The sequence below is a fragment of the Ruegeria sp. BB9 genome, from assembly GCF_056539345.1.
On sequence record NZ_JBQFUU010000001.1, the window covers coordinates 56,596 to 72,225 of the forward strand.

At 64.4% G+C, this 15,630-nt stretch carries 16 protein-coding genes and 1 tRNA gene; 15 read left to right on the top strand and 2 right to left on the bottom strand.

All coding sequences use genetic code 11. The features are described 5' to 3' along the window. The 5 genes from ACR0FC_RS00290 to ACR0FC_RS00310 all read left to right on the top strand — a co-directional run bounded on the left by ACR0FC_RS00290 (nucleotide 1) and on the right by ACR0FC_RS00310 (nucleotide 7,175). A complete protein-coding gene (locus ACR0FC_RS00290; RefSeq protein ID WP_170337444.1) occupies nucleotides 1-3,213 on the top strand; it encodes a reductive dehalogenase in 3,213 nt (1,070 codons plus the stop codon). Nucleotides 3,214-3,339: 126 nt separating this feature from the next. Then, nucleotides 3,340-4,206, top strand: a complete 867-nt coding sequence (locus tag ACR0FC_RS00295; protein ID WP_170337445.1) for an FAD binding domain-containing protein — start codon at nucleotides 3,340-3,342, stop codon at nucleotides 4,204-4,206. Beyond that, complete coding sequence (locus ACR0FC_RS00300; protein ID WP_170337446.1) at nucleotides 4,203-4,682, top strand: (2Fe-2S)-binding protein; 480 nt, start codon at nucleotides 4,203-4,205, stop codon at nucleotides 4,680-4,682. The genes ACR0FC_RS00295 and ACR0FC_RS00300 overlap by 4 nt, the downstream gene beginning before the upstream one ends. Continuing rightward, nucleotides 4,682-6,937 carry a xanthine dehydrogenase family protein molybdopterin-binding subunit gene (locus tag ACR0FC_RS00305; RefSeq protein ID WP_170337447.1) on the top strand — a complete coding sequence of 752 codons (2,256 nt, stop codon included), beginning with the start codon at nucleotides 4,682-4,684 and terminating at the stop codon, nucleotides 6,935-6,937. Before ACR0FC_RS00300 ends, ACR0FC_RS00305 begins: the two co-directional genes overlap by 1 nt. After that, nucleotides 6,930-7,175, top strand: a complete 246-nt coding sequence (locus tag ACR0FC_RS00310) for a MoaD/ThiS family protein (protein ID WP_040633350.1) — start codon at nucleotides 6,930-6,932, stop codon at nucleotides 7,173-7,175. Before ACR0FC_RS00305 ends, ACR0FC_RS00310 begins: the two co-directional genes overlap by 8 nt. 273 nt (nucleotides 7,176-7,448) lie before the next feature. Here the strand turns inward: ACR0FC_RS00310 and ACR0FC_RS00315 are convergent. Continuing rightward, a tRNA-Thr gene (locus ACR0FC_RS00315) sits at nucleotides 7,449-7,523 on the bottom strand. A gap of 83 nt (nucleotides 7,524-7,606) precedes the next feature. Here ACR0FC_RS00315 and ACR0FC_RS00320 point away from each other — a divergent pair. The 10 genes from ACR0FC_RS00320 (at nucleotide 7,607) to ACR0FC_RS00365 (ending at nucleotide 14,325) form a co-directional block, all read left to right on the top strand. Next, nucleotides 7,607-7,762 (top strand): hypothetical protein, encoded by a 156-nt coding sequence (locus ACR0FC_RS00320; RefSeq protein WP_170337448.1) that lies wholly within the window; start codon nucleotides 7,607-7,609, stop codon nucleotides 7,760-7,762. 6 nt (nucleotides 7,763-7,768) lie between these two features. Further along, a complete protein-coding gene (murA, locus tag ACR0FC_RS00325) occupies nucleotides 7,769-9,034 on the top strand; it encodes a UDP-N-acetylglucosamine 1-carboxyvinyltransferase (protein WP_170337449.1) in 1,266 nt (421 codons plus the stop codon). After that, complete coding sequence (locus ACR0FC_RS00330) at nucleotides 9,034-9,510, top strand: DUF2948 family protein (RefSeq protein ID WP_170337450.1); 477 nt, start codon at nucleotides 9,034-9,036, stop codon at nucleotides 9,508-9,510. Before murA ends, ACR0FC_RS00330 begins: the two co-directional genes overlap by 1 nt. Nucleotide 9,511: 1 nt before the next feature. Next, nucleotides 9,512-10,033, top strand: a complete 522-nt coding sequence (locus tag ACR0FC_RS00335; RefSeq protein WP_170337451.1) for a GNAT family N-acetyltransferase — start codon at nucleotides 9,512-9,514, stop codon at nucleotides 10,031-10,033. 58 nt (nucleotides 10,034-10,091) lie between these two features. After that, a complete protein-coding gene (hisD, locus tag ACR0FC_RS00340) occupies nucleotides 10,092-11,393 on the top strand; it encodes a histidinol dehydrogenase (RefSeq protein WP_170337452.1) in 1,302 nt (433 codons plus the stop codon). Between the two features lie 128 nt (nucleotides 11,394-11,521). Then, nucleotides 11,522-12,319 carry a glycosyltransferase family 32 protein gene (locus ACR0FC_RS00345; protein ID WP_170337453.1) on the top strand — a complete coding sequence of 266 codons (798 nt, stop codon included), beginning with the start codon at nucleotides 11,522-11,524 and terminating at the stop codon, nucleotides 12,317-12,319. Between the two features lie 83 nt (nucleotides 12,320-12,402). Beyond that, a complete protein-coding gene (locus tag ACR0FC_RS00350; protein WP_093962859.1) occupies nucleotides 12,403-12,882 on the top strand; it encodes a UPF0262 family protein in 480 nt (159 codons plus the stop codon). A gap of 3 nt (nucleotides 12,883-12,885) precedes the next feature. Beyond that, nucleotides 12,886-13,344, top strand: coding sequence for an arsenate-mycothiol transferase ArsC (locus ACR0FC_RS00355; RefSeq protein ID WP_093962858.1), 459 nt, complete (start codon nucleotides 12,886-12,888; stop codon nucleotides 13,342-13,344). Continuing rightward, nucleotides 13,341-13,739 (top strand): ketosteroid isomerase-related protein, encoded by a 399-nt coding sequence (locus ACR0FC_RS00360; RefSeq protein WP_170337454.1) that lies wholly within the window; start codon nucleotides 13,341-13,343, stop codon nucleotides 13,737-13,739. The genes ACR0FC_RS00355 and ACR0FC_RS00360 overlap by 4 nt, the downstream gene beginning before the upstream one ends. After that, complete coding sequence (locus ACR0FC_RS00365) at nucleotides 13,732-14,325, top strand: GNAT family N-acetyltransferase (protein WP_170337455.1); 594 nt, start codon at nucleotides 13,732-13,734, stop codon at nucleotides 14,323-14,325. Before ACR0FC_RS00360 ends, ACR0FC_RS00365 begins: the two co-directional genes overlap by 8 nt. 54 nt (nucleotides 14,326-14,379) lie before the next feature. Here ACR0FC_RS00365 and ACR0FC_RS00370 read toward each other — a convergent pair whose 3' ends face one another. Then, nucleotides 14,380-15,555, bottom strand: coding sequence for a S41 family peptidase (locus ACR0FC_RS00370; protein WP_170337456.1), 1,176 nt, complete (start codon nucleotides 15,553-15,555; stop codon nucleotides 14,380-14,382). Nucleotides 15,556-15,630: the final 75 nt, after the last annotated feature.

Sequence of the window (15,630 nt, forward strand, 5' to 3'; positions counted from 1 at the left end):
ATGGGGATCCGCTTTTTCTCGGACAAGAACCGACCCGTTCACATGGGTCCTTATCCGCTGGAACGGCTGCGGCGACAGGATGCGCTGCCCGACCTGTCAGCGCTGGCGCCCATGCCGGTGCTGAGTTTCGACCGCCCCGAGCAGCCCCACAGCATCGTCAACGCGATGGGCGAGTTTCAGGCAATGCTGGACACCATCCGCGATGGCTTCGTCAATCCGGCCCGGGCCGAGATGCCCCGCGATCCGGCTGAACGCGCCAACCACCTGAAGGCGTTCGGCTATTTCAACGATGCCTCGATGATGGGCTGTGGGCCTCTGCCGCCGCAGGCGCTGTTGGACCGGCCCCGGCGAAACCCCGATATCGACCGGCTGGCCCATGCGCTGCAGACCCGGCAGACGAAGACACTGGCCTCGGGGATCGACGTGATCATGGCCGATCTGCGCGACAGCGTGGCAGCCCAACCGGGGCCGATCACCGCCCACCGTCATGCCATCGTGTTCCTGTACGAACATCACCGCGACCCCGATCCGTCCGAGCCGGGCGCTGAGTGGATCCTGGATGCGCAGGACCACCGCGCCTGCCTGCTGGCCACCGAAAACGCGGTGGTGATCGCCAATTACATCCGTCTGTTGGGGTATGACGCGCGGGCGCATTCGGTGATGTCCTCGGACGTGGACCTGCCTCGCCTTGCCGCCGCAGCCGGGTTGGTCTGGGCCGAGGATGGCACCGCCGTGGCCCCGTGGCTGGGGCGTAGGTTCGGCCTGGCCGCCGTGACCACCGAGATGGAAATCGCCCATGATCGACCGCTGGCCCCGCGCGACCGGCAGCCGTGGTTCAGAACCCAAGGCCCCGCGTGGTGGCTGGGCGCGGGCTTTGCCAAAAGCGCGCTGAACCGCGACCCTTACGCCCGCCGCCGCTATGCCGATGGCGCGCACCCGTTCGAGACGCTCAAACGCGTGGACAGCCCGACCACCTATATCGACGAGGCGAACGTGGCCCGCGTGCCCAAACGGGCCGACATGTTCGCGCGGGCTCAGTTCGGCGATATGGGCAAGCCGCTGCAGGATGCGGCCAAGGGCGGGCACTACGTCCGAAAATCCGCGCCCAGCTTTGCGCAACGGCGCGCGCTGGGGGCCTTCGTCTTGCTGCAGGACGGCGACAGCGCCGAGGTCGCCAGACCCACCGATGCCGAGCGCAACGCGGCGAACATCAAGGCGGCCAGCTATTTCCTGGGCGTCGATGCCGTAGGCCTCAGCCGCTGCCCCGAATGGGCGTGGTATTCCCACGACGCCACCGGCGAGGAGATCGTGCCGCCCCACGATCAGGCCGTCAGCATGATCATCGACCAGGGTTATGAGACGATGGAGGGCGCATCCGGTGACGACTGGATCAGCGTTGCCCAGTCGATGCGCGCCTATCTGCGGTTCTCGCTGCTGGGCGGGGTATTGGCCCGTCAGATCCGCAATCTGGGCTACAAGGCCAAGGCGCATACGGTGATGGATGGCGAAGTGCTGCAACCGCCGCTGCTGTTGCTGTCGGGGCTGGGCGAGGTCAGCCGCATCGGCGAGGTGATCCTGAACCCGTTCCTTGGCCCGCGCCTGAAATCGGGGGTCGTGACGACCGACATGCCCATCACCCATGACAAGCCCATCGACTTCGGCCTGCAGCGGTTCTGCGAAAGCTGCAACAAATGTGCCCGCGAATGCCCCTCGGGGGCGATCACCGCCGGACCCAAGCTGATGTTCAACGGCTACGAGATCTGGAAATCCGACAGCCAGAAATGTGCCACCTACCGGATCACCACGCCCGGCGGGGCGATGTGCGGGCGCTGCATGAAGACCTGCCCGTGGAACCTGGAAGGGCTGTTCGCCGAACGCCCGTTCCGCTGGGCCGCGATGACCATTCCCGCCGCGGCACCCGCGTTGGCGAAACTGGACGATGTGCTGGGCAATGGCGGGCTGAACGACACCAAGAAGTGGTGGTGGGATCTGGAGCTACAGCCCGACGGCGCCTATCGCCCCACCGCGCACCCGCTGAACCGGCGCGATCTGCAAAAGGATCTGGATCTGAAATACGAGGATCAGACGCTGGCCGTCTATCCCGCCCCGCTCGCGCCGCATCCCTGGCCCTATCCTTTTGCGATGGACCGCGAGGCCGGGATCGCCGCCTATCAGGCCATGGTAACCGCCGACGAATACAAGGCCCGTCTGGCCGCAGGCGATGTGTCGGTCATCCACCGCTACACGATCTCGGGCGATGCGCCGGTGATGCAGCTGGTGCTGTCGAAGGTCGAGAAGATGACGGCGGATGTCACCAAGTACGAGTTTTCCACCCCGGACGGTGCACCGTTGCCGGATTGGACGGCCGGCGCGCATCTGGATGTGCTGGTGGCGCCGGAATTCCTGCGGCAATACTCGATGTCCGGTGACCCAGCCGAACGCATGACCTATCAGATCGGGGTACTGCGCGAGGATCAGGGCCGCGGCGGTTCGGCCCTGCTGCACCGGATCTTCACGCCGGGCCGCAAGGTGTTCGTGTCAAAGCCGATCAACCATTTCGAACTGGACGAGACCGCCACCCGCACCCTGCTGATGGGCGGTGGTATTGGCATCACCCCGATGATCGCCTTCGCCCATCGCCTGCACGCGCTGGGGCGCGATTTCGACCTGCATTATTCCGTCCCCTCACGGGAAAAGGCCGGGTATCTGGCCGATTTGGCCGCCGCTCCCTGGGCGGACCGCGTGCATCTGCATGTCTCGGACGAGGGCACCCGCGCCGATCTGGACACAATCCTGGCGGGTTATAGCGACGGCTGGCATGTCTATACTTGCGGCCCGGACCGATACATGGAGGCGGTGATGCAGGCTGCCGAACGTCAGGGTTGGCCAGAGGAGGCCCGGCATCTGGAGTATTTCTCGGTGCCCGAGCAGCCCGACTATGAAAACCACCCGTTCACCCTGCGGCTGGCGCGCTCGGGGCGTGACCTTGAGGTGCCCGCCGACAAGGACGCGGCGCAGGTGCTGAACGAGGCCGGCATCCATGTCGACGTGAAATGCGCCGACGGCATCTGCGGCGTGTGCAAATGCGGGCTGATCGCGGGCGAGGTCGAGCATCGCGATTTCGTCCTGTCGCGCAAGCAGCGGGAATCGGCGCTGATTCTCTGCCAGAGCCGTGCGGCCGAGCCGGGCGGGGTGGTCGAGATCGACCTCTGACCTCGGTCGGAAAGCGACATTTTCAGGTGAAAAAATAGGTCGCGCGGGCCATGGACGCCGCCGCGCGGCTGCTCTAACGTCGCCCCAAACCCAGTGAACCCTGACCAACAGGCGCGAGGTACAATCATGCAATATCACCGCCCCGCCAGCTTTGCCGAAGCTTCGGATCTGGCTGCCCATGCAACGGGCATCACGCGGTTTCTGGCCGGCGGCACCGACGTCTTGGTGCAACTGCGGTCCGAGATCGTGACTCCGGACACCCTGATCGACATCAAGGCCATCGACGGCGTACACGCCATCACCCGCCACGCCGATGGTAGCTGGACGCTGGGCGTGGCCGTCACCGGCGCCGAGATGAGCGAACACCCCCAGCTGGGACGCGAGTGGCCCGGAGTGGTCGAGGCGATGGACCTGATCGGCTCGACCCAGGTCCAAGGCCGCGCCACCCTGACGGGCAATCTGTGCAATGGATCGCCTGCCGCCGATTCCGTCCCGGCCATGGTTGCTGCGGGCGTGACAGCAACGGTGACCGGTCCGAGCGGTGATCGGATCGTGGCGGTCGAGGACATCCCGACCGGCCCCGGCAAGACCTCGCTGGCGAAGGGCGAGTTGATCTCGGCCCTGCATATCCCGGCGCGGGGCGAAAATGGCGGCGACGCCTATCTGCGCTTCATTCCGCGCACCGAGATGGACATCGCCGTGGTCGGCGTGGGCGTAAACCTGCGCGTCGATGGTGACACGATCACCGAGGCCCGCGTTGCGCTGGGGGCCGTGGCGCCCACCGTCCTGCTTGTCGAAGACTGCGCCCGGGCGCTGATCGGCACCACGCTGGACGATGCCGCGTCGGCGGCACTGGCCGCCGCCGCCTCGGCCGCCTGCAAACCCATCGACGACAAACGCGGCACGATCGAATTCCGCACCGAAGTGGCCGGCGTTCTGGCAAAACGCGCCGCGAAAATCGCCTATGCCCGCGCCAAGGGAGAGACCGCATGACCAAGCATCACGTCACCACCACCGTCAACGGCGATACGGTCGAATACCTGTGCGACGCGCGCGAAACCCTACTGGACTGTCTGCGCGACAAGCTGAACCTGACCGGCGCCAAGGAAGGCTGCGGCACCGGCGATTGCGGGGCCTGCTCGGTCACGCTGGACGGGCGGCTGGTCTGTTCCTGCCTGGTGCTGGGGGTCGAGGCCGAGGGCAAGCAGATCGAAACCATTGAAGGCATGGCGCAGGGCGAAACCCTGCACCCGCTGCAGCGCAAGTTCATCGACCATGCCGCGCTGCAATGCGGGGTCTGCACACCGGGCGTTCTGGTCGCCGCCAAGGCGCTGCTGGAAAAGAACCCCGACCCGACCGAGGAAGAGGCCCGCTATTGGCTGGCCGGCAACCTGTGCCGCTGCACGGGTTATGACAAGATCATCCGCGCCGTTCTTGAGACGGCCGCCGAGCTGCGGGAGGCTTCGTAATGGCACTCGACGATCGCAAGTCGCACTTCACCTTCGTGGGCACCCGCCCGAACCGTCCCGACGGATTGGACAAGGTCACCGGCCGCGCCCGGTTCGGGGCCGACGTGACCGCGCCGGGCATGCTTTTCGGCGCCATCCTGCGCTCGCCCCACGCCCATGCGCGGATCGTCCGGATCGACACTTCGAAGGCCGAAGCGCATCGGGACGTGAAGGCTGTGGTTACCCGCGCCGATTTCGCCGATGTCCCGTTCAAGCCGGGGCTCGAGGGCGAGTTCTGGAACGTTCTGGAAAACGTCATGGCCGGGGAAAAGGCGCTCTATGACGGGCACGCGGTGGCGGCGGTTGCGGCCAGTTCGGCGCTGGCGGCGCGGGATGCGCTCAAGCTGATCGAGGTCGAATACGAGGTGCTGCCCCATGTCACCGACGTGGACAAGGCGATGGCGCCCGACGCACCGGTGATCCGCGAGGGCGCGGCCGACTATTCGGTGCCCGAGGGCATGCACCCCAACGTCGTGCGCTATCACGAAAGCGGGCATGGCGATGTTGAGGCGGGCTTTGCCGAGGCCGATCTGGTGATCGAGGATCACTTCGTCACCGAGGCCACGCACCAGGGCTATATCGAACCGCACGCCTGCCTTGCCTCGCTGGGCGCTGACGGCAAGGGCGAGCTGTGGTGCTGTACCCAGGGCCACTGGATCGTGCAGAAGACCTGCGCCGCGCTGTTGGGGATCGAAACCGCGCAGCTGCGCGTGACCGCATCGGAAATCGGCGGCGGGTTCGGCGGCAAGACCACCGTGTTCATCGAACCAGTGGCGCTGGCGCTGTCGCGCAAGGCCAACCGTCCGGTCAAGATCGTGATGTCCCGGTCCGAGGTTCTGCGGGCTACGGGGCCGACGGCCTCGGCCTCGTTGGACGTCAAGATCGGCATGAAGAAAGACGGCACCATCACCGCCGCCCAAGGCGTCTTCCGCTTGCAAGGCGGTGCCTTTCCGGGTGCGCCGGGCGACATGACCGCGATGTGCGCCTTTGCGCCCTACAACCTGACCAATGTGCGGCAGGTGGGCTATGACGTCATGTCCAACCGCCCGAAGCAGGCCGCCTATCGCGCGCCCGGCGCGCCGATGGGGGCGTTTGCGGTGGAGTCGGTCATCGACGAGCTGTGCAAGAAACTGGGCCTCGACCCGGTCGATGTGCGCCTGAAGAACGCCGCGCACGAGGGCACCAAGGCCAGCTATGGCCCCACCTATGACCGGATCGGCCTGGTCGAGACGCTCGAAGCCGCCAAAGCCCACCCGCATTATGCCGCGCCGCTGAAGCCGCGGCAGGGACGGGGCATCGCCTGCGGGTTCTGGTTCAACCACGGGGGCGAGACCTCGGTGTCGCTGGCCCTGTCCGAGGACGGCTCGGCGCAGCTGATGGTCGGCACGCCCGATATCGGCGGCTCACGCGCGTCGATGGCGCTGATGGCGGCCGAGGTGCTAGGCATTCCGTACGAGAACATCCGCGTGACCATCGCCGACACCGCCACGCTGGGTTACAACGACGTCAGCCACGGCTCGCGCGTGACCTATGCCAGCGGTCTGGCCACGATCAAGGCGGCGCAGCACGCAGTCGAGAAACTGTGCGAACGCGCGGCGGCCAAATGGGGCATCCCGGTGGACGCGGTGAAATGGGAAAACGGCTGCGCGGTGCCATCCGGCCCCAACGCAGGCGATTTCGACCCGCTGCCGCTGGCCGAGATCACCGCCGACATGGGGCGCACCGGCGGCCCGATCTCGGGCCATTTCGAGGCGACCCCCGAAGGCGCAGGCGTGTCCTTCGGCACCCATATCGTCGATGCCGAGGTCGATCCCGAAACCGGCAAGACCTCGATCACCCGCTACACGGTCATCCAGGACGCGGGCAAGGCGATCCACCCCGCCTATGTCGAGGGCCAGTTCCAGGGCGGCGCGGCGCAGGGCATCGGCTGGGCGCTGAACGAGGAGTACATCTATGGCGAGAATGGCCGGCTGCAGAATCCGGTGTTCCTCGACTACCGTATTCCGGTGGCCAGCGACCTGCCGATGATCGACACGGTGATCGTCGAAGTGCCCAATCCGGGCCATCCGTTCGGCGTGCGTGGCGTGGGTGAAACCGGCATCGTGCCGCCATTGGCAGCCATCGCGAACGCGGTCTCGAACGCGGCGGGCGTGCGGATGCGACAACTGCCGATGTCGCCGCCGCGCATTCTGGCCGCCCTCAAGGGCAATGGTTGAGGTCCATCTCTGGTCCGGTCTCCGGTCGCTGACCGGGGGCCAGGAAGTGGTGCAGGTTCAGGCTGCGACAACCGGCGAGCTGCTGCGCGAACTGGTGCGCCTCCATCCGCAATTGCAGGCGCCGATCGACGCGGGCGTGTCCGTTGCCGTCAATGGCCGGATCATTGCAGCGGGTCTGTCCGAACCCATTCCCGAAGGTGCCGAAGTCTATCTGATGCAGAGGTTGCGGGGCGGGTAGCCTCGTGAAATCGGCGGGGGAGGACCGGAAGCCCCGGTCTTGAATTCAGCGCTTCGGCCTCACCCCTGGTCCTACCGAAGTACCCCCTCGTTAAAAAAACACCATCAAACGGATCGGCAGGATTGATCCGCTATGTATTGCAATATTGGCATTAGTATTGCGGGAAGGTGTCAGATGTGTGTGATTTCCGGCCAAGTCCGGTTGACGTTGGGGAAGTCGCGCCTGCCAAGATATTGAGGCGTCGTACAACGGAATCCGGAAAAAACTGGAAGATGGTGCTGCTGGAGAGAATTGAACTCTCGACCTCTCCCTTACCAAGGGAGTGCTCTACCTCTGAGCTACAGCAGCGCTGTGGGCGGGTGATTAGACTCAAACGAAACGGGGCGCAAGGGTCTCTGGACGGTTTTTTTCGCCTCCTGTAGAGAAAGATCATGGCAGAGAAAAAATCACCCAAAAAACACGGACAATCCGGATCCGCGCGCGAAGATCGGCTCAAGGCTGCCCTCAAGGCAAACCTGGCGCGGCGCAAGGCGCAGGCCAAGGCGCGCAGCGCACAGGATGACCGGCCGGGACAGCACAAGGACTAAGAGCAGATGGATTCGATTCTGGTAACGGGCAACGGGCCGCTTCACGGCCAAATTCCGATCGCGGGGGCCAAGAATGCCTGCCTGACGCTGATGCCGGCCACGTTGCTCAGCGAAGATCCGCTGACGCTGACCAACGCGCCGCGTCTGAGTGACATCAAGACCATGACCGCGCTGCTGCAGTCGCTGGGGGCCGAGGTGTCGGCCCTGCAGGACGGGCAGGTTCTGGCGATGTCCAGTCATGATCTGACCAGTCACACGGCGGACTACGAGATCGTGCGCAAGATGCGTGCCTCGAACCTCGTTCTGGGGCCGCTCTTGGCGCGTTTCGGGCGAGCCGTGGTGTCGCTGCCGGGCGGTTGTGCCATCGGGGCGCGGCCGATGGACCTGCATGTCGAGGGGTTGGAAGCCCTGGGCGCCGAAATCGAGTTGAAGGACGGCTACCTGCACGCCAAGGCGCCAGGTGGATTGAAGGGGGCGGTGCATGAAATGCGCTTTGCCTCGGTGGGTGCCACGGAAAACATCGTCATGGCCGCGACGCTGGCCAAGGGCACGACGGTTCTGAAAAACGCCGCACGCGAGCCCGAGATCGTGGATCTGGTTCAATGCCTGCGCAGCATGGGCGCGCAGATTGAGGGCGAGGGCACCTCGACCATCGAGATCCAGGGTGTCGACCGCCTGCATGGGGCCACGCACCAGGTAGTCACCGACCGGATCGAACTGGGCACCTACATGCTGGCCCCTGCCATTTGCGGCGGCGAGGTCGAACTGCTGGGCGGCCGCCTGTCACTGGTCGAATCCTTCGTCGAGAAGCTGACGGCCGCAGGGGTGGACGTTGCCGAGACGAAACAGGGCCTGAAGGTCTCTCGCAAGAATGGCCGGGTGCGCGCCGTGGACGTGGTGACCGAGCCGTTCCCGGGCTTTCCCACCGATCTGCAGGCGCAAATGATGGCGCTGATGTGCACGGCCGAGGGAACCTCGGTGTTGGAGGAGCGGATTTTCGAGAACCGCTTCATGCATGCCCCCGAACTGGTGCGCATGGGCGCGCAGATCGAGGTGCATGGCGGCACCGCGACGGTGACGGGGGTCGAGCGCCTGAAAGGCGCGCCGGTGATGGCCACCGATCTGCGGGCCTCGGTCTCGCTGATCCTGGCCGGGTTGGCGGCCGAGGGCGAAACAACCGTCAGCCGGGTCTATCATCTGGACCGCGGATATGAGCATGTGGTCCGCAAGCTGGAAGGCGTGGGCGCGAAAATCGAACGGATCAAGGGCTGATGGCAGACGCAACATTCGAAGATGGGCGCGAGGCGCCGCTGAACCTTGGCGCATTGGATGTCGAGGACCTCAAGGTGATCGCAACGCTGACGCAGGATGCGGTTTTTCCGGTCAGCGAAATGACCTGGCAACCAGCCCGCCGCCGCTTTGCCTTGCTGCTCAACCGGTTCCGGTGGGAGGACAAGGAAGCAGCCGAGCGCCGTGGCCGGGATTTCGAACGCGTGCAGTCGCTGCTGGTATTCGACTCGGTCCTGTCGGTGTCCAGCCAGGGGGTTGATCGATCCGACAAGGACCTGATCCTCTCGGTTCTTGATATCGAGTTCCACCCTTCGGATGACGGCACGGGCGAGGTGCTGCTTGTTCTGGCCGGGGATGGCGCGATCCGTCTGACGGTGGAAGCGGTTGATGCAACGCTCAAGGATGTGACCCGCCCCTATCGTGCGCCTTCGGGCAAGGCGCCTCGGCACCCGGACTGATATGCAGAACAAGCGTGGCATTTCGCAGGCGCTGTCTCAGGGGCGGGCCGGCGTGTCGCTGCGCCGGGCCACCGTGTTCGACGTGTTCGGCCTGAGCCGGGTTCTGGTCCGCTCCATCACCCGGCTGTGTGAAGCTGACCACGGAAATCAACCAGACAAGATCGCAGCGTGGACTGCCAACAAGGACCCGCAGTCCGTTCGCAACTGGATCGCGTCGGGCGCCCAGATCTGGATGGCCGAGCGGAGCGGGCAAGCGGTCGCCGTCGGCGGGCTGCGCGCACCGGCCGAGATTTCGCTGCTTTATGTCGATCCGGGCCACGCGGGGCAGCGGGTCGGTGCGGCGTTGCTGTCCCGGCTCGAGGCCGAACTGGCCCTGTCCGGGGCCACCACGGGTCATTTGATGTCCACCCGGACCGCGCTGGGCTTCTATCGCCGGAACGGCTGGGTCGCGGCGGGAGAGCCCGCGGACTGGAACGGCATTCCCCAATTTCCCCTGCGCAAATCGCTGCACCCCTCGGGCTGAGGGTTGAGGCCCGCCCCGGCGGGCGATAAGACCCGTTAAAACGCCCCGGAGTACGCAAATGCCCGTTTTCCTCGACACGACATCCGCCGATTTCGAAACCGGATTCCTGGCCCTTCTGTCCGCCAAACGCGAAGACAGCCCCGATGTCGACGCCGTCGTGGCGCAGATCATCGCAGACGTGCGGTCGCGTGGCGATGCTGCGGTGATCGAATTGACCGCAAAATTCGACCGGTTGCAACTGACGCCGGACACTCTGGCCTTTAGCGCCGCCGAGGTGACGCAGGCCATCGCGACCGTCAGCGACGATGACCGCGCGGCGCTGGAACTGGCCGCCGCGCGCATCCGCGCCTATCACGAACGCCAGATGCCGCAGGACCAGGAATGGACCGACGAGGCGGGCGCGACCCTGGGCTGGCGCTGGTCGGCAGTGTCTGCCGCGGGGCTTTACGTGCCGGGCGGGCTGGCCTCCTACCCGTCCTCGGTGTTGATGAATGCCATTCCGGCCAAGGTGGCCGGGGTCGAGCGGCTGGCCATCGCGGTGCCCACGCCGGACGGACAGGTCAACCCGCTGGTCCTGCTAGCCGCGCGTCTGTCGGGGGTCGACGAAATCTATCGCATTGGCGGCGCGCAGGCGATTGCCGCTCTGGCCTATGGCACCGACACGATCGCGCCGGTGGACAAGATCACCGGACCGGGCAACGCCTTTGTCGCGGCGGCCAAACGGCGGGTGTTCGGCAAGGTGGGCATCGACATGATCGCCGGCCCCTCCGAAATTCTGGTGATCGCGGACAAGGACAACGACCCCGACTGGATCGCGCTGGATCTGCTCAGCCAGGCCGAGCACGACGAAAGCGCCCAGTCGATCCTGATCACTGATGATGCCGGTTTCGGCCGGGCGGTGGCCGAAGCGGTGGAAAAACGGCTGGAGACGCTCGAACGACGTGCGATCGCCGGGGCCAGCTGGCGCGACTATGGTGCGGTGATCACCGTGCGCGACCTGGACGAAGCCGCCGCGCTGTCGAACCGCATCGCACCCGAACACCTTGAACTGTGCGTGGCCGATCCGGTGGCGCTCAGCCAAAAGACGATCCACGCCGGCGCCATTTTCCTGGGCCAGTACACGCCCGAGGCCATCGGCGACTATGTTGGTGGCCCGAACCACGTGTTGCCCACCGCACGCTCGGCCCGGTTTTCGTCGGGGCTCAGCGTGATGGATTTCCTCAAACGCACCACGCTCAGCCACATGACGCCCGAGGCCCTGCGCGCCATCGGCCCGGCGGCCGAGCAATTGGCGCGGTCGGAAAGCCTGGAGGCGCACGGGCTATCCGTGGGCGCGCGGCTCAAGCGGCTGAATGGTTGACCTTGGCATCATGGCGGCGGGGTCACATCCGGCTTGCGACTGCCGCGGCGCGTGCAAAACCACTTGCGGTGGTCGTCCGACCCGTGCGTTTTAACCGGTGACGTCTTAGGACAAACCCGGAGCCGAATTTGGAACGTGTCGCAACCCTCTGGATCGGAGAGCGCTTCAGCTTTCTGGAGCATCTGTGCCTGAAATCCTTTGCGGACTTGGACCAAAAGCCGATCGTCTACCACTATGGCGATCTGCAGGACATTCCGGGCTATGTTGAGGCCCGCGATGCGCGAGAGGTATTCGATGCGTCCGAAATCTATCGCGATCCGATCACGCGGTCGGTCGCCGTACATGCGGACCTGTTCCGCTTGAAACTGCTGCAGCAGACCGATCAGATATGGGTGGATGCGGATGCCTATGCGGTCAAACCTTTCCAGACCGATCAGGGCTATTTGTTTCCAGCGGCCAACCGCAGACGACAACGCATCATGAATGGCGTTCTTGCCCTGCCGAGCGACAGCCCGGCCTTGGCCGAAATGTGCGCCTTTGCCTTTGACGGCGATCTGGTGCCGCCCTGGTGGCCCGAGGAACAGCAGCGCGCCTATCTTCAGATCTTCGGGCGCTCGACCTATTGGAGCCTGCCGATCTTCAGCCTTGGCCCGCCGATGTTGTTTCACTACCTTTTTCCGACGCCGGAACATGCCAAGGCCGTCTCGCGGAAATCGCTGTATGCGGTTCCGCTGCGCCATCGGGCACTGTGGAACGAGCCGGATCAGGACAAGCTTGAGTTCCTGGACTGGCAGAACCAAACCTCGATCCATTTCTACGGCTCGTGGTTTCGCAGGATCTTCAAAGATCGCGATATCAATCCCGGTTCGCTTGTTGACACCTTGCTGCGAAAGCACGGGATCGACCCCAACGAGCACCCCATCTGACCTTGCGTCCAGCCCGTTTCCCGCGTTGTCCCGCGGGCATAGGTGCGCTAGGTCTGGCCTGACCTGAACGGAAGTCGATGACAATGACCCGCATTTCGCATATCGAACTGGACGATCGAAACCTGCCGCCGCCCACGCCCGAGATCGAGCAGGAGCGCAAGGTTGCGATCTATGACCTGCTCGAGGAAAACTCGTTTGCCCTGCCCAAACGCGACGATCGGTTGGTGCCCGACGGCCCCTATCACGTGCAGCTGTCGATCCGCGACAAGCGGCTGGTGTTCGACGTCACCACCGAAGACAGCCAGAAAGCCGCCGAGTTCCACCTGTCGCTGGGTCCGTTCCGGCAGGTGGTCAAGGACTATTTCCAGATCTGCGAAAGCTATTTCGATGCGGTCAAGACCCTGCCGCCCAGCCAGATCGAAACCATCGATATGGCCCGGCGCGGCATCCACAATGAAGGCAGCCGAGTCCTGCAGGAACGGTTGGAGGGCAAGGCCGAGATCGACACCGATACCGCCCGCCGCCTGTTCACGCTGATCTGCGTGCTGCATTTCGGAGGCTGACGGGTGAAGCCTCTGCCGCATTCGGTCCTGTTCTGCTGCGACCACAACGCGGTGCGCTCGCCCATGGCCGAAGGCATCATGAAGAAATTCTACGGCACGGGCACATATGTGCAGTCGGCCGGGGTGCACAACGACCTGGAAATCGACGGGTTCAGCATCGCCGTCTGCCAGGAGATCGACGTGGAGCTGTCGCGCCACCGGTCGCGGTCGTTCGACGAGATGCAGGAATGGGGAGATGACCTGGGGTCATTCGACCTGATTGTGGCCCTGTCGCCTGCCAGCCAGCGCAAGGCGCTGGAGCTGACGCGGGTTTTTCACCTCGATGTCGATTATTGGCCAATAATGGACCCTACCGGGCTGGGCGAGACGCGCGAGGAAAAGCTACACCACTACCGTCAGACCCGCGATCAGATCATCAAACACCTGAAGGATCGCTGGGGGAAACCTACGGAGATCGCATGACCCAGACCGTCCAAGCCTATTTCGATGCCTTCAACGCCGGGGATGTGGCCGGCATGCTGGCCTGCCTGTCCGACGACGTGGCCCATCACGTGAACGAAGGCCAGATCCGCGTCGGCAAAGAGAAATTCGCCGAATTCTGCGCGCATATGAACCGCTGCTATCGCGAGACCTTGACCGACATGGTGATCTTCGAGGCCGAGGGCGGCACCCGCGCCGCCGCCGAATACATCGTCAACGGCACCTATCTGGAAACCGATGCCGGCCTGCCCGCGGCCTCAGGTCAGTCCTATCGCCTGCCCGCCGGGTCGTTCTTTGACCTCAAGGACGGCAAGATCACCCGCGTGACAACCTATTACAACCTGGCCGACTGGGTGAAACAGGTGTCGGGTGGCTGAGGTCACGCAGGTCCGCGCGCTGACGGGGCCGGCGCTCGAGGTGGCGCTGGACGACGTGGCGCGCCTGCGCATCGCGGTGTTCCGCGACTGGCCCTATCTCTATGACGGCGATCTGGCCTACGAGCGCAGATACCTGCAATCCTATCGCGACAGCGACCGGGCGATCGTGGTCGGGGCCTTTGACGGCGACCGACTGGTCGGGGCCGCGACCGGCGCGCCGCTGGCCGACCATGCCGAGGATTTCGCAGCCGCTTTCGACGGCACCCGGCTGGAGTTGTCGCAGATCTTCTACTGTGCCGAATCCGTGCTGCTGCCCGACTATCGGGGGCAGGGCGTTGGACATGCGTTCTTTGACCTGCGCGAAGACCATGCACGTGCCTTGGGCTTTGCCAAATGCGCCTTCTGCGGCGTGCAGCGTCCGGCGGACCACCCGATGCGGCCAGCCGGCTACCGGCCGCTCGACCCGTTCTGGCGCGCGCGGGGCTATGCGCCCTTGCCCGGCGTTATCGCCCAGTTTTCGTGGAAGGATCTGGGCGAGGACTCGGAAACCCTCAAACCGTTGCAGTTCTGGATCAGGGATTTGTGAACCCGCCCTATCGCGTTGTTTGTGCCGCCGGCACGCGCGCCGACAGCCGTTCGTCTAGCCGCGAAAATCTTCGAGGATCCGTCGATAGAACGCTCCTCGTGCTCCAGCGCCCAAGGGTCCTGCGACACATTCCCGATCCAGGTTTAATTCCCCCGCGGGCACGATCTGCCGCGCGATTTCGGGCGGTGTCGTTTCGTCAGACGTTCCCGTCCTCCAATCGTGAAAGGCGGTGGAGTATCGAACGACCGCGCCGCTCGCCGGCAAGTCAAGCAACCCACCCTCGGCAAAGAACGTCAGTCTGTCTCCCATTTCTTCCCCGATGAGTTTGAGCCTGTCACCCAAGCGATGCTTGAGGATAGCGACAAACACGATCGCGGCGGAGAACGTGAATTTATCGACAATTACGACGACCCGCTGACTTGCGTTTTGCGCGATTGCGTCGATCAAAGGCATCGTCAGAAGAAAATCACCGCCGCTGTTTCCGCGAACGTCAATCAAAAGCGTTTTGCCAGAGCAAGCGCGCACGCGACCCGCTGCCTCGGATATGGCTTTGCGCAGCGCATCGTTGTCAGGGTCAAAGAAGCTCGGCAGTTGAATTAAAAGCCCAAGTGCCTGCCAATCCTCAATTTCCACAAAGCTCTCGGGTTCCCATGCTGGATCGGCTTTGCCGCGCTCGTTTCTCGGGTAGAGCGTCGACGCAGGAACGGTGTTTCCATTTGCTACTTTCAGGTTGGTTGTCTGCCCATTTTCGTCCTGCAAATGATACTCGGTCGTACCGTCGTTGGACGAAAATCCCAGCCGTTCCAACGCCTGCGGCCAAGCCAGAATAATCGGGCCGATGACCCGCTTCCTCTGGCGCGTTCCCGCCAGAAATTTGTCCGCCGCGGCCTCGATTTCGCTTACAGCAGCGCCATTGACTGCCAGCAGCGCGCCTTGTGGAGCGATCACCCCCGATGCCGACCCAAGGACTTGGACGGAACGCCCCACGCTTACGAACCGCAGAGGCAACACCGAGATTGCATCATTCGGGATCAGCCGGGTGTGCCCGTTGCTGGGAAGTGCCAGAAGGCGCATCGCGGACAGGAGAAATGCATCGACCGAGCTCTCAAGTGCGTATCGCCGACTGTCACTGACACAGCTGTCTATCGCCGCCCTTTCGATCCGCTGAAAGCTGGGATCGTTTGGCAGAACAGTCTCCAGAATGAGCTCCAGGTCATCGATCAGCGACATGGGTCACAGTGCGCATGGCCGATCGGCAATGTCCAGATTGGGTGTGGGTCCGGCGCTCTACCGGCCCGGACCCTT